We start from the raw sequence: 13,603 nt of genomic DNA, 5'->3' as shown, positions 1-13,603 counted from the left end.
GATGGGGACACGGCGGGGGTGGCTCTGAGGGCCACTCCGCAGCCGTGCTCCGGCCAGAAAAGGTCGGTGCCACCGCCCGTTGTGTCCTGCCGGACCGCACCCGGCGCGATCGTCAGGACCAGGTCAGCGCTTCGCCCGCTCGACACGGTCATCGGAGCTGTTCCGGGGAGAGAGACGCCGAGCGCCAGGAATTCCACAGGCGGGTGTACACACCGTCCGAGTCGATCAGTTCGGTGTGGCTTCCCCGCTCGACGATGCTGCCTTCTTCCATGACGATGACTCGGTCGCTGTTCTGAGCCGCCCACAGGTCGTGGGCAATCTGGATGACCGTGGTGTCCTGCAATACCGTGGGAAGCAGCGTCGCGAACTGCTTCGACTCCTCTTCCGACAGACCTGCGGTGGCCTCGTCCAGAATGAGGACCTTCGGCCGCATCAGAACCAGCCGGGCCAGGGATAGCTGGCGTGCCTGAGCAGGGGTCAGGGTTTCGGCATCGGCTCCCAGTTGGGTCTGCAGGGAGTCCTCCATGGACTTCACCCAGCCTTCGGCGCCGACCGCTTCCAACGCGGCCCAGATGGCAGCTTCGGAGGCATCCTCCCGGACCAGTGTCAGGTTGTCGGCAATCGTGCCGCCGAAGACGTGGTCCTCCTGTGTCATCAGGACCACATCGAGGCGGGTTTCGGCAGCGCCGCCGCTGTCAGCTACACGGATACTGCCGGACAGGGGGGTGAGGATGCCGGCCAGCAGAAGGGCCAAGGTGGTCTTGCCCGCCCCGGACGCGCCCACCACACAGACCCGTTCACCCGTGTGCACCGTCAGGTCGATCTTGTTCAGCACGCTCGTGCCGTCGACGTAGCCGAAGGAAAGCTGCTGAACGCTCAGCGCCTCGTGGTGCTCCAGTGGCGCGTGCTCCTGCGGCACGGCATGCTCGGGAGTTGCCGTTTCCCCCGCGACTCCGAGAATGCGGGCGAGCGCGGCCCTGGCCGGCTGGGCTTCGCCGAACCAGTAGATGAGGTCGTCCAGTGGGGACAGGATGGCCCGCATGTAGAGCGCCACGGCCGCGACCTGCCCCACCTCGGCGCTTCCCGCCCGCACCAGCCACGCTCCCCAGCCCACCACAACGAGCAGGGGAAGGTGGTATCCGACCTGGATCACGGGGAAGGCGCGCTGTTCGAGGCGGATCGGCTCGCCCGCCGTCTCGACCGCGCGCGCGACGGCGCGTGCAGCGGACTCCTTCCGAACCGTCTCCAGCTGCAGCGTTTCGACGACTTCGTGGCCTCGTACGGATTCGGTGACCTGGCTGGACACGGCAGCGCGCGCTTCGAGGTCATCGCCGTAGGCCTTCTCCGCCCGACGGATGTACCAGCGGGTCGCGAGGATCATCGGAGGGAACCCGACCAGACACCCCAGCGCGAGCAGCGGGTTGATGACGAAGGCGAAGCCGAGGGTCATCGCGGTCGTCACCGAGCCGACGATCGTCTCCGGGAGACCTGTCCGCGTCACTTCCTGCAGCGCGTCCATGTCGGAGGTGGAACGCGACAGGACCTCACCGGCGTCAGCCCTCTCCACACGGCGCAGCGGCATGGCGAGCAGACCGGTCAGGAACTGCATCCGGAGGACGGAAAAGACGCGCTCGCCCAGAATGAACGACCACTTCGCGGCGGTGAACTCAAGTACCGCTCCGACGAGCAGTGCCGCAGCGATCAGGGAGGCCGAGTGGAAGAGGGAGAGCTCTTGGCCTGCGGAGACCTTGTCGATGATCTCGCCGAGCACCAATGGCGGCACGAGTCCGCAGACCGTCGCCCCCGCATGGACGAGGACGATCGCGGTCAGCCGTCCCCTGAACCGGGAGAGGAGTTTGCGGACACTGCGTTTTACGCGGTGCGCTTCGGCTACTGGCAGGGTGCGGGTGGGTTCAGACACAGGAATCCTCAGGGGTACGGAGCACCTGGTCGGCCACGGCACGGAACGCGCCACTGTGGGAGACCACCAAGGTGGTGCGTCCTTGGCGGAAGTGGGCGACACGCCGCGCGACCTCGACCTCGGTCACCGCGTCAAGGGCAGTTGTCGGCTCGATGAGCACGAGCACGGCGGGCTCGCCGAGCAGCGAGCGCGCCAGTGTCAGCCGCTGTCGTTGTCCGCCCGACACGCTGCGTCCGTCGGCGTCGATGTGCGTTTCCAGCCCTTCCGGCAGCCTGTCGATGACATCGGTGGCTCCGGCTGCCCACAGAGCGGCGCGGAGATCCTCCTCGCTGTGACGGTCGGAGGGGTCCAGCACCTGGCGGGCGCTGCCGGAAAGCATCGTGGTGCGCGGACCGTGGTACCGCAGAGAGTCCCGTAGAGCGGAAAGGTCGTAATCGTGCAGGGGGCGTCCGCCGAGGAGAACCGTTGCGGCGGAGTCGGGTGTCATCCCGGCGAGCCGGCGGCCCATTTCCTCTGACGTGCCGGTGCCTGAAGTGGGTACCAGCACGGTGAATTTGCCGGGCGGCACGTTCAACCCGGTCGTGCTGTCCACGAGGTCCGCGCCTGCCGGAACGGGGCTGAGCCGGCCGGGCCAGTTGTTCTCCGGAATGTCGATGATCTCCACGATGTTCTTCGCCGCGACACGCGCGCTGCTGCGCAGGCCGTTGTAGCTAGCGGCGGTGGAGACCGGCAGAACCAGGTAGGCCGAAGCCGCATAGAAGGTGACCAGGTCGGTGGCCGCGATGGCGCCGGTTGTCGCGAGGTGGCCGCCGAGCGCCACGACACCCGTGAGGAGAATGCCGGGCAGCAGATTTCCCGAGACGAACAGGAGCGCCTCGGTCTGCGCGACCCTGACTCCCGCCTGCTCGGTGTCCTGGGATGCCTTCTCGAATCGCTTGCGCATGACACTCTGGGCGCCGATACCGCGCAGGATGCGCAGCCCGAGGGCGATGTCGGAACTCAACTCGGCCACTTTGCCCAGCAGTTCCCGGTGCCTCTCCTGCCGTTCCTCCAGAGGCTCCGCGATCTTCGTGGTGAGCCACATGAAAGTAGGCACGCCCAAGAGGATGAGGAGGGTCACCCATGGTGATATCCACAGCAGGTATGCGGCGACCACCGCCATGCCGATGATGGAGGCAACGAGCTTGATCTGGGCGATGGGGAAGTTGGTCACCCGTTCGACGTCGTAGGAGACCACCGTGGCGACCTGCGCCTGGTGTGAGGAAGCGGCCACTTCGCGAGGTGCTCGCGCCGCCTTCTCGCTGATCGATGTACGTAGCCGTGCCGCGTTGCGCACCTTGATCCGGGAAGCAATGACATTCCGGGTGACGTTGGCGACGATTCCGAAGCCGAGAACCGCGGCCAGTCCAAGCACAGTTGCGACCAGCCGCCCTGGCCCCGGCTCCAGTGCAGCGCTGAGCGATGCTCCTACGAAGAGCGGAACGGCCGCTTCTGCGGCCGCGCCCGCGAGTGCCAGCGTCGCAAAGCAGGCCAGGGGCCTGCGCTCGTTGCGAGTGAGCTCACGGACGAGGGAGCCAAACGAATCCTGAGAGGCATCCTCACTCATTTCCATTTCACCGCTTCCATGTCATATATTTCACGCAACTTGGCGATCGACGGACCGGAAGCGACGTCTCTCAAATCGAACCAAGTGGTTCTGAATGCGAAACTGTTGCCATAAACGACATTCAATCGTCGCCCCTCTACTTCTTCTTGCACCACAGCCTGCAGTACGACGTGACTATCCAGAGTGTTTTCGCACAGCTCTCAGACCACTGACTTCGGCATCCCGCGCTCCCGCTCCCCCGCGACGAGAAAACCCCGTGGTCCGTGCGTCATCTCAACCAATTCAGACTTGGCTATAGACAGAGCCGCCGAGACAGGAGCTACCTGCGGCGGGCAATGGTGATGATTTCCCGGCTGTCATCGGTCATCGGACCGCGATCCCAGTCGCCGTACTGGGCGTCGATCTCGAAGCCTGTCTCGGCCAGAAGCTCCTGGAGGGCCGCGACGTCGAGGAATCGCAAGCTCTCACTCAGGACGCGAAGCACCGTGCCGTCCGGTTTCGCCACCGTTCCGCGGATCGTGACGATGTTGCCGACGACGGAATCGACGTCGTGCCAGTAGCGGAGGGAGCGGCCGGCGTCGTCGATGAGGTCGACCACGTCGTCCGGGTTCGAAGGCGTCCACTCCTCCCAGGCCCTTGCCTGGGGGTGCCGCGTCTCGAAGGCGAAACGACCGCCGCGCTTCAGCGCCCCGTGGATGGCACTGAGTGAGGCCCGCAACTCGTCATCGGTCAGCAGGTTCTGGAACGCGTGGCCGGTCATCGTGGCGAGTTCGAAGCCCGCACCTCTCTTGGCGTCCGCTGCGATGCCCTCGATCCACTCCACGTCCACACGCGACCGTGCCCGATCGAGCGCGGCGCTGTCGGGGTCCAAGCCGACAAGCCGACCGCGGTGACCACGCTCACGGGCAAGCTTCAGCATGGCGCCCGTGCCACAACCAACGTCGAGTACCGACTCCGCGTCCATGACCAGCGGGAAGTAGAACCGGTCGTCGGATCGGCGATCCGGATTCCATGGGTTCAGCAAGTCGTACAGCGCGGCGACATCAGCATCGGAGTACATCGGCGAGAGTGTCCGCCAACTCTCGCCCCCCATCAACTGATTAACGCACACCCCGGTGAAGGCCCTCCCGCGAACTCGCTGCCCACGAAGGTCGAGGCAGCGATGGAGCTCCCTTCACCGCCCTCCTTCCCCCACCTCGCCGACCACGAGGTGAAGCGGGTCGTCCGGGGCTGGGGTCCCAACCAGCACACCCGTACCAAGAGGGCTGGGAAGCCGTGATCGCGATCACGACCGGCGCCCCGAGCGAGGAGCAGATCTCCTCACACAGGCCCTGGTCCCCCACCACACAATCGTCCGCGAGCTCGAACTCAAGGAACGCCCGGCGCGAGAGCTCCCACATCGCGACGGCTTGGTGCGCCGCGAGCGCACGGTGGTAACGCACGGAGTCTCCCTCGTCCGCACCGGGCCCACGGCACGACCGGCCGGGACAATCTGGGCGGCGTCACCGCACCACTGGCGCTACGGCAGACCCCGGCCCGATCAGCCAAGCTCACCGCGTCCTGGATCGGCCTTCCCAGCCGTGTCTTTCGGCCTCGAACAGGACCTCTGGAAGAATCGGTGTGACAGGTTCTCAGTGATCGGCGAGACTCCGGCCGTGCGTGATCACATACAGACTTCAACCGGCCTGCTGCTGCGTCGATGGGCAGGGCTGGATGCCCGCCCGGTGATGAGTGCGTTCGCCGATCCTTTGATGCGTGGGCAATCCGAAGAGGCCATCGACTCGGAGGACGCCGCGGAACAGTGGATTTCGGGATGGGCAGAGCGCTGGGACAAGGGCTCGGCCTTCGGCTTTGCCGTGGTTGACGGCCAGGGCGTAGTCCTCGGAAACGTTGCTGTGAGCGCCGTCGATCGGCGCCATGACACCGCGTGGGTCTCGTACTGGACGACGGCCGCAGCCCGCGGGAAGGGTGTCGCTTCACAGGCGTGCCGTGCTCTGACGAGGTGGGCGTTCGATGATGCTGAGCTGTTCCGACTTGAGCTGGGGCACCGGGTCAACAACCCTGCGTCCTGCCGGGTCGCCGCTGCTGCCGGCTTCGCGGTCGAAGGGCTCCAACGGCAGAAGCTCCAGTACGACGGCGTGCGTTATGACGTCGAACTCCACGCAAGACTGGCAAGCGATACGGAGACACCGCTCCTGTAGCGATTCAGCGAGGTGCCCCTCCGGGGCAGCCCCCGAAGCCCTCGGCTGCGCAGGCGCGTGCACACTACGACTTGGCATGGGAGTTCATGCTCTGGCCGGTCACCGTCCACGCGAAGAGCGTCCCCCGGCCGACCAGCCGGCGCGGTATCGCCAGCACCTCCTGGCCCGACTCCTCGGCCAGAAACGGGGCACCACCTGCGGAGATCCGGCCCGGGAGCGGGCCCGGGCGACGGCAACCTCGCGCTCCGCCGGCCGAGAAGACTCCGCACGGGGCAACTTCAACTTCGGTGGCGCCTGCTGTCTCAGGCTCCACGGCGACGCCCTACCAGGGTCATAGTCAAGAGCCTTGTAGGGGGTTCGGAGGAGGGCATGCAGGGTTCACGCGTGGACGAAGAACTCCAGGGCACGGTCCCCCGCTACCGGACCTTTCAGGTCACCAACACCGGCCGGGGCAAGATCCCCGCCGCCTCCATGGAGGACAGCAACTTCGCCCTGAACGGCACCGACTGGGAACGCCGTAAGGAGGTCTCCTTCAGCGACAGCACCCAGTGGGCTGGCTCTGATCAACCTCGCGGGCATGGCGGAATCCCCAGCGCGAGGAGCAGACTGCGCCGGTGACCGCGAACCCGATACCCCCTGGCCGACGTGAGCCGCTCCCGGCCAACTCTGCCCTGTATCCAGACCTGATGTCTGCCGGCAGCTTCGCTGGAGCCCTGGAGGCCGTGGCTGCTGAGCTTGGCCTCTCCCTGGGCGAGCTTCTCGTGGATGACTCGGACCCACTCTGGTCGGCGGGCGTCGAGAGCACGGTGGCTGACCGTGAGACGTGCTGGATCAACCTGGGGTCTACACAGCGGTGGTTCATCTTCAACGGCTGGTCCATGGGGGTGCGGTTGATTTCGGGTGCGACTGGGAACTTGGGTGAGATGGCACGGGCTCTGGAGGCATGGCGGAACGGCCTGAGGCTCAGGGAGATCCACGACGCCGCCCCCTTCGTCGAGGTCACCGAGCTGGCCGAGGCCCACGAAAGGGGCCCGGCTGAGGCGGTCGCAGCGAGGTGGCGCTTACTTCTTGAAGACCTGCGCCAGGAGTCGGTCCGTCTCAAACTCGCCCGTCGAACGCTGAAGATTGCCGAGCTAGCGCATGCCGAACCGCAGTTGCGGCAGCTGTTTCCGTTCACCAGCCACTGGTCGCTTCATTTCACGACCTGCACCGGGGTTCCGTACTCCTGGGACGCACCGTTCGTCGATCCGCTGAGCGATGGACGGTACCGGGTCTGCGGTCCCTTGCGGGGAACAGTGATCGGTGAGGCGGATACTGCTGAGGACGCGATTGCCTTGGTGGTGGGCGGACTTCCGGCGAACTGCGGGCCAGCAGTCGCCGGCACTGCCAACGATCAACATCCTTCGTAGTGCCCGTTTCACCGTCCGACGTCATGACGGCCGGGCTGCAATCTGCTGACGGGCGGAGCCCCAGGCCTGCTCGAACTCGTCGGAAGTCAGCTGCTCCGGATCGTGGCCTTCCCACGCGGAGACGGGCAGTTCAGCGGTGGCCCCGAACCTGCTGTCGTACTCGTCGAGGCGGCCTGCGTCGTGGGCCCGCTGCCACTCGGCGAGGGAGGCAGCGGCGATCGGAGTCAGCTCAGGGCCTTCGAGTTCGACCTGCCGGATCACCCAGCCTTCGGCGTCGACCTCGAAGTAGAACCAGGTGTCTTCCTCGTTCCAGTAGCAGCGCATCCATGTCGTCACCAGTGAATGATGACAGTGCTGGCTGTTGCTACGACTGCGATCCCGCCCGGCTCCATGCCACCCCGACTCCTCAGCGTCGGCTCTCAATTCTTCCCATTAGTTGATGACATCGTGAACCCGACGCGGGGCCGTCGCTGGAGAGACGGGCCCACGCCGTAGAACGACCCGGAAGCCCAACTCCTCGCCGCAGAGGTCTCAGGTGGTTTGAGAACACTGACGGTTGGTGTTCTCACACCACCTGGCTTTCACGGAAACGCTCAACGGTGATGCCATACGAGCGTGTAGCGCCAGAACAGCCGACGCCGCAGTCGTGCGCCGGGCAGGACCGAACGGGCCTCGCTGGCGATGTCGGGGAAGCTCATGGCCGCCGGTCGGGTCATGGCCGTCATCGAAACCGGACGAGGTGCCGTGCGGCCCCTGTTCTTGAGCCAACCGGTGGCAGCGTTGAGGGGGATGGCTGCGGCTCCGAGCAGGTGGTCGCCCGGGGTCGTCGGGCGCGACAGCCCAAGAATCACGAGGGTTCCTCCGGGCGCCAGGTGCTGGCGGAAGACGGTGAGAGCTTCGGTGAACGGCAGATGGTGGATCGAGGCGACGCACGTGATGACATCGTAGGAATCGGCGGGGATCCCGGTCAGCGCGTCTGCGGTGGTGAAGGTGACGGGGGTTGCCGAAGGGGTCAGGTCCCGTGCCCGGGCGATGATCTTCGGGTCGGAGTCGATGCCGTGCACCGTGCTTGCGCGCGTGGCCAAGAGCCTGGCCAGGTCGCCACTGCCGGATCCGACGTCCAGGGCACTATCGAAGCGTCGGGGGAGCTGCCGCAGGATCCAGGGGTGGTAGTGGGCGTTGTGGTCCCAGGGGTGGGCGGCATTGAACTGGTCGAAAGCTCGGAGGACGCGGTGCGGCAGTGACGTCATACCGTCACTCCATCACGATCGTCTCGTACTGCCATCCGGTGGGCACCTGCCTGCTGGATGGGGACCGATCTGCTCTCTGTCACCGGCCCGGCCTGCGGGTTCACGGCATCGATGGGCTGAGGGTCGCCGACGCCTCGGTGCACAGTGCCCTGGATAGGCCTGTGCCTGAGCTGATCCGCCAGACAGGACAGTCCCTAGGCTGGTGCCCAGTTGCTTCACCTCGGAGCTGCGCTCCCGCTACGCCTTGTCAGTTCATCCCCCAGCCTGCTTCCGCGGAAGGGGTCGGCAAATGGGCGGGCAGGCGGCCCTGAGCGCACGAACTCCCGCTCCGCAAAGTGCGGACCTCGGTGAGTCCGGTGTGAAGTGGGCCTGCGGCGACGGCACTTGTCCTCGTGGGGCCGTTCACACCGCCACCGCGCGGACACGTTCAACGCCTTCGGTGGCCGCTCCGGGCCGATCACCCCGTTACACCCGTTCCGCGCAGCTCCGGCGCCAGGGTTCGGCGTTTCCGTGCAGCGCTTCATGGCAAGGTGCTCTCCTTGGCGATGAGCTCGATGGCTGCTTCCGGACCGCCGACCCCGAAGGCGGCCCGTTGCCGGTCTGCCCCGGTGCCCTCGCGCAGGAGGCGCTGGACCAGGCCGGTCACCTGTCGTACGTCGCCGGAGGCATCGAGCGCGGGAGCCACGTGCCGCAAGAGCTGATTCAGCACATCGTCGCTGGGGCTGCGCCGCCCTCCGTCCGGAGCGATCAAGCTGCTGCTCAGGCCGTGACGCGCTGCGTGCCACATGCTGCCCTGGAGCATTTCCGTGGCGCAGTCCGGTGCGGGAACGCCGGCAGCCGCTTCGGCCAGGGCGGTCTCCACGAGAGCGCGGGTGATGCCGGCCAGCATGACCGCGTCATCCGCCCGCAGCTGGACGTCCATACACCGCACTTCCACGGTGGGGTAACTCTCCGACAGACGGGCCTGCCAGTAGAGCTCACCACAGTCCAGGATCACCTCGCTCTCCAGCAAGCGCCGCACACGCCGGTCGTAGTCGGCTGCGCCGAGAAAGTACGGAGGTACGCCGGTGACCGGCCAGCGGCCGAAGACCACGGTGCGCCAGCTGGCGAACCCGGTGTCGTGACCTTCCCACAGTGGAGAGTTCGCCGACATGGCCGTCAGGATCGGCAGCCAGACCCGGATGCGATTCAGCACCTGCACGCCCGCTTCGCGGCTGGGCACGGCGACGTGCACATGCATGCCATTGATCAACTGCTCCGCGACGAGCTGCGGCGCCTGGGCGCGCAAGCCCTGGTAGCGGGCACTGTCGGTGACGGCCACCGGATGCCCGTCGCGCAGCGGGGGTGTAGCGCAGGCCACGAATCGGCACCCGTGCGCCTCCGCGGCCTCCCCCACGGCATGCCGCAGACGCAGCAGATGCCCGCCGAGCTCTTTCAGGGTGCCGCACACCGGGGTCGCCACCTCGATCTGAGCCTGCAGCAGCTCGGGCTGAACCTCGTTATCGGCCGTGAGACTCTCCTCGCCCAGCGCTCGACGCACCTTTTCCGCTCGCGCCACCGGGAGACCCGTGCCGGTGTCAATCAGCAAATACTCTTCTTCCACACCGATCGTCGTCATCATCGCCCTCTGCTCAGTGCCCTGCCGAGTCCCACCGCTCGCTGACCTGGGTGGCGGCCGCGGTCGCCGCGCTCGTCCGGGTGACGCGCCGGGGACAGGCCGGTCCCGGCGCGCGGGGCCCGTGCGGGTGGACGCGGGCCAGGCATGCCTGCTGACGTACCGGCGACCTTTCTGCGCCCCGCCTGCACTGATAGTTGCCATCCTGCGGTGGAACAGCGCAGCTCGCACCTTCAGCAGGCGACGAGGTGAGGTGAGCGGAATGTGGCGGAATGTGGTCGCGAAGGCCCCGCAGCTCGAAGAGGCAGGACCGTTCCCTGAAGGCGAGCCGCAGGGAGCCTGACCTCGTCGCGGCGTCGGCGTCTTCCTCCTTGGACAGGTCCAACCCCCGCCACCCAAGCAAGTCGCACCCGGTGTGGCCGTGCCCCATGCGGAAGTACGGCCGAGCCCGCAGCTCGGCAGGAAGTGGCCGAGAGGACGGTCACCACGGCGCGCTCGATCGAGTCCGACGCCGTGCTGCTCGCCGGGGCCCCTCGACCGGGGGTGGACGTGTGCGGCCCCGGCACGCGCAGGCGAACGAGCAGTGGGCGCGCACCACTGGCCCGCGCGTCCTGCTCCTGCTCCTGCTCCTGCTCCTGCTGTCGGAGTCCTGCCGGCACGGCACGGCAAGGCGGTCGGTCGGTCGTCGTACGGGGGCGCCCGCACATCCCGTGGGGGCGGACAGCGGGGCGGGCGCGTACACCCGGGTGAGCGAGAGGAACGCAAGGCCAGTGCCGCCGCCGTACGGGCGAAGAGCCTCGTACTTTCGTTTTCGTACCGCTGTGCGGGGCACCGGCCCCCTATGGACCACTCGAAGGCACCCGTGCTGGACGCGCTTGAGGCCTACCACGCCGAACAGCAGACGCCATTCACTCCACCGGGGCACAAGCAGGGGCGGGGCGCCGACCCCCGGGTGCGTGCGGTGCTCGGCGACGCGGTGTTCCGCTCCGACGTGCTCGCGATCAGCGGACTCGACGACCGGATGTCCTCCCACGGCGTCCTCGCCGAAGCCCAGGCGCTGATGGCGGACGCCGTGGACGCGGAGCACACCTTTTTCTCCACCTGCGGAAGCTCGCTCTCCGTCAAGGCCGCCATGCTGTCGGTCGCGGGCCCCCACGAGACCCTGCTCGTGGGGCGGGACGCGCACAAGTCGGTGGTCTCGGGCCTCATCCTCTCCGGTGTACGTCCCGTCTGGGTCGAGCCGCAGTGGGACCCCGACCTGCATCTCGCGCACCCGCCTTCCAGCGACTCCTTCCGCGCCGCCCTGCTGGCACACCCCGACGCCAAAGGGGCGCTGGTCACCAGCCCCACCCCGTACGGCACTTGCTCCGATCTCGCGGAGATCGCCGCCGTCTGCCACGAACACGGAAAACCACTGATCGCCGACGAGGCATGGGGTGCGCACCTGCCGTTCCATCCGAAGCTGCCTGCGTGGGGCATGGACGCCGGGGTCGACATCTGTGTGACCTCGGTGCACAAGATGGGCTCGGGGCTGGAACAGGGTTCCGTGTTCCATCTGCAGGGCGATCTGGTCGACCCGCACGTACTCAGCTCGCGCGAGGACCTGCTGGGCACGACGAGCCCCTCCAGCCTCATGTACGCCGCCCTGGACGGCTGGCGTCGGCAAATGGTCGAGCATGGGCGCGCCCTTTTCGACGACGCCCTGGCGCTGGCCGGGGAGGTACGCGGGCGGATCGACGCGCTCGACGGTATGCGTGTGCACGGTCGCGCTGATTTCTGCGGACCCGGGCGCGCCGCCGACATGGATCCGCTCCAGATCATCGTGGACGTCTCCGCGCTGCGCATCAGCGGGTACAGCGCGGCCGACTGGCTGCGTGACCACCATCGGATCAACCTGCATCTGAGCGACCACCGCCGGATCAGCGCGCAGTTCACCCATGCCGACGACGAGCAGTCGGCGCAGCGTCTGCTCGTCGCCTTCGAGGACCTGGTGCGCCACGCGGACGACATGCGGCCCGCGCCGGAGGTACATGTTCCCGATCCGGCCGAACTGCGGCTGGAACAGGTCATGTTGCCGCGCGACGCCTATTTCGGGCCCGTTGAGCAGGTTCCGTGGCGGGAGGCGGTGGGCCGCGTGAGTGCGGAGATGCTCACCCCGTATCCGCCCGGCATCCCGGCGGCGGTGCCGGGCGAGCGGCTGAACCTGGAGATTCTGGAGTATCTGCGCAGCGGTGCCGAGGCGGGCATGGTGGTACCGGACGCGGTGGACAACAAGGTGAAGAGCGTGCGGGTGGTCACAGCCGATGCCGTGAAGGGGTGAAGGCGATGTCCATATCCCGGGAGCCCGCCGACGCCGCGGCCCTCTCCCACGGCGCGGAAGGCCGTCCGGATTCGCCTGTTCTCACTGCCCTGCACGAGCACATCAGCCGGGAGGTCGCGGCTCGTGCCCCGCGTCTGTGGGATGTGGCACTCGCTCTGCACCGTGAGCCGGAACTCGCCTTCGAGGAGCACGCGGCGGCGGCCCTGCTCTCGGGGGAACTGGAGCAGGCCGGTTTTGCCGTACAGCGCGGAGCGGCGGGCCTTCCCTCTGCCTTCGTGGCCGAGGCCGGTGACGGCGGCCGGCCAAGGGTCGCGCTGCTGCTGGAGTACGACGCGCTCCCTGGCCTTGGGCACGCCTGCGGCCACAACCTGATCGCCGCGGCCGGGTTGGGTGCGGCTTTGGCATTGCACAGCGCGCTGGGCGCGGCGCCTTCTCCGGGGTTTCCCGGCACCGTCATGGCGGTGGGGACTCCCGCCGAGGAAGGAGGAGGCGGAAAGGTGACCGAGGTGGCGGAGGGCGTGTTCGACGAGGTCGACGCCGCTTTGATGTTCCATCCCGGTGTCAACGACTGGACCTGGGCGCCCCTGACGGCACAGGTGCAGGTGCGCGCGGTCTTCCACGGACGCGCCGCGCATCCCACCGGCAACCCGACCGAGGGGGTGGACGCCCTGGCCGCCCTGATCCAGATGTTCGGCGCGATCAACGTAATGCAGCGCCGTCTGGCACCGGGAGCGCACATCCAGGGCATCATCACCGACGGCGGCCGGGCCACCAACATCGTCCCGGAGCGCGCGGAAGGGCTGTTCGGGCTGCGCGCCGCCACTTCGAGCGCTCTCGACGACCTGCTGGCGGAGGTGGCACGGTGCGCGGAAGGTATCGCGGCTGCCACCGGCACGCGGGTGGAAACGTCCCCCACCGGCGCGGGATACCGGCACTTCCGCGACAACGACGTGCTCTCCGGCCGGTTCGCCCACCACCTGCGAGCGGACGGCATCACCCTCGAAGAACCCGCGCCTGGCGTGTATCTGGGGTCGTCCGACATCGGTGACGTCAGCGCGATCGTTCCGGCAATCCACCCCTTCGTGGCCATCCTGGGCTCCGAAGAGTCGGATCACACCCCGGAGTTCGCCACTGCGGCGGCCGGCGCCCGGGGTCGGCGGGTGATGCTCGCCGCCGCGCGGGCCCTGACGTGCACAGCCGCCGACTTGCTCGGCGCACCGGAACTGCGCGAGCAGGCATGGGCACGCCACCGGGAGAAAGCGGCCGCCGGCCAGTGACCTG

At 67.6% G+C, this 13,603-nt stretch carries 12 protein-coding genes; 6 read left to right on the top strand and 6 right to left on the bottom strand.

Annotated features, from left to right (window positions below; all coding sequences use genetic code 11):
* Positions 1–148 precede the first annotated feature (148 nt).
* The 3 genes from ACZ5PB_RS33985 to ACZ5PB_RS33975 all read right to left on the bottom strand — a co-directional run bounded on the left by ACZ5PB_RS33985 (position 149) and on the right by ACZ5PB_RS33975 (position 4,587).
* Positions 149–1,921: an ABC transporter ATP-binding protein gene (locus ACZ5PB_RS33985; protein ID WP_468696594.1), complete on the bottom strand. Its 1,773-nt coding sequence runs from the start codon at positions 1,919–1,921 to the stop codon at positions 149–151.
* Complete coding sequence (locus ACZ5PB_RS33980) at positions 1,914–3,533, bottom strand: ABC transporter transmembrane domain-containing protein (RefSeq protein ID WP_468696593.1); 1,620 nt, start codon at positions 3,531–3,533, stop codon at positions 1,914–1,916. The genes ACZ5PB_RS33985 and ACZ5PB_RS33980 overlap by 8 nt, the downstream gene beginning before the upstream one ends.
* A gap of 313 nt (positions 3,534–3,846) precedes the next feature.
* Complete coding sequence (locus ACZ5PB_RS33975) at positions 3,847–4,587, bottom strand: class I SAM-dependent methyltransferase (protein ID WP_468696591.1); 741 nt, start codon at positions 4,585–4,587, stop codon at positions 3,847–3,849.
* 595 nt (positions 4,588–5,182) lie between these two features.
* On the opposite strand from ACZ5PB_RS33975, the gene ACZ5PB_RS33970 reads away from it, so the two are divergent.
* From ACZ5PB_RS33970 to ACZ5PB_RS33960, 3 genes are all read left to right on the top strand, one after another.
* Positions 5,183–5,728 carry a GNAT family N-acetyltransferase gene (locus ACZ5PB_RS33970; protein ID WP_468696589.1) on the top strand — a complete coding sequence of 182 codons (546 nt, stop codon included), beginning with the start codon at positions 5,183–5,185 and terminating at the stop codon, positions 5,726–5,728.
* A gap of 369 nt (positions 5,729–6,097) precedes the next feature.
* Positions 6,098–6,346, top strand: a complete 249-nt coding sequence (locus ACZ5PB_RS33965) for a hypothetical protein (RefSeq protein WP_468696587.1) — start codon at positions 6,098–6,100, stop codon at positions 6,344–6,346.
* 68 nt (positions 6,347–6,414) lie between these two features.
* Positions 6,415–7,137: a DUF6193 family natural product biosynthesis protein gene (locus ACZ5PB_RS33960; RefSeq protein WP_468696586.1), complete on the top strand. Its 723-nt coding sequence runs from the start codon at positions 6,415–6,417 to the stop codon at positions 7,135–7,137.
* Between the two features lie 21 nt (positions 7,138–7,158).
* Here the strand turns inward: ACZ5PB_RS33960 and ACZ5PB_RS33955 are convergent, their stop codons facing one another.
* Positions 7,159–7,461 carry a hypothetical protein gene (locus ACZ5PB_RS33955; RefSeq protein WP_468696651.1) on the bottom strand — a complete coding sequence of 101 codons (303 nt, stop codon included), beginning with the start codon at positions 7,459–7,461 and terminating at the stop codon, positions 7,159–7,161.
* 269 nt (positions 7,462–7,730) lie between these two features.
* A complete protein-coding gene (locus ACZ5PB_RS33950) occupies positions 7,731–8,387 on the bottom strand; it encodes a class I SAM-dependent methyltransferase (protein ID WP_468696584.1) in 657 nt (218 codons plus the stop codon).
* On the opposite strand from ACZ5PB_RS33950, the gene ACZ5PB_RS33945 reads away from it, so the two are divergent.
* Positions 8,378–8,698 (top strand): GMC oxidoreductase, encoded by a 321-nt coding sequence (locus tag ACZ5PB_RS33945; RefSeq protein WP_468696582.1) that lies wholly within the window; start codon positions 8,378–8,380, stop codon positions 8,696–8,698. The genes ACZ5PB_RS33950 and ACZ5PB_RS33945 overlap by 10 nt on opposite strands.
* A 209-nt stretch (positions 8,699–8,907) precedes the next feature.
* Here the strand turns inward: ACZ5PB_RS33945 and ACZ5PB_RS33940 are convergent, their stop codons facing one another.
* Positions 8,908–10,005 (bottom strand): carboxylate-amine ligase, encoded by a 1,098-nt coding sequence (locus tag ACZ5PB_RS33940; protein ID WP_468696650.1) that lies wholly within the window; start codon positions 10,003–10,005, stop codon positions 8,908–8,910.
* A gap of 838 nt (positions 10,006–10,843) precedes the next feature.
* On the opposite strand from ACZ5PB_RS33940, the gene ACZ5PB_RS33935 reads away from it, so the two are divergent.
* Together ACZ5PB_RS33935 and ACZ5PB_RS33930 are read left to right on the top strand one after the other, a co-directional pair.
* Positions 10,844–12,322: an aminotransferase class I/II-fold pyridoxal phosphate-dependent enzyme gene (locus ACZ5PB_RS33935; RefSeq protein WP_468696580.1), complete on the top strand. Its 1,479-nt coding sequence runs from the start codon at positions 10,844–10,846 to the stop codon at positions 12,320–12,322.
* Positions 12,323–12,327: 5 nt separating this feature from the next.
* Complete coding sequence (locus ACZ5PB_RS33930; protein WP_468696579.1) at positions 12,328–13,599, top strand: amidohydrolase; 1,272 nt, start codon at positions 12,328–12,330, stop codon at positions 13,597–13,599.
* Positions 13,600–13,603 lie beyond the last annotated feature (4 nt).

The sequence above is a fragment of the Streptomyces sp. NPDC032721 genome (genome assembly GCF_055579625.1).
The sequence above is the reverse complement of the archived record's forward strand: the minus strand, read 5'-3'. Positions and strand labels throughout refer to the sequence as shown.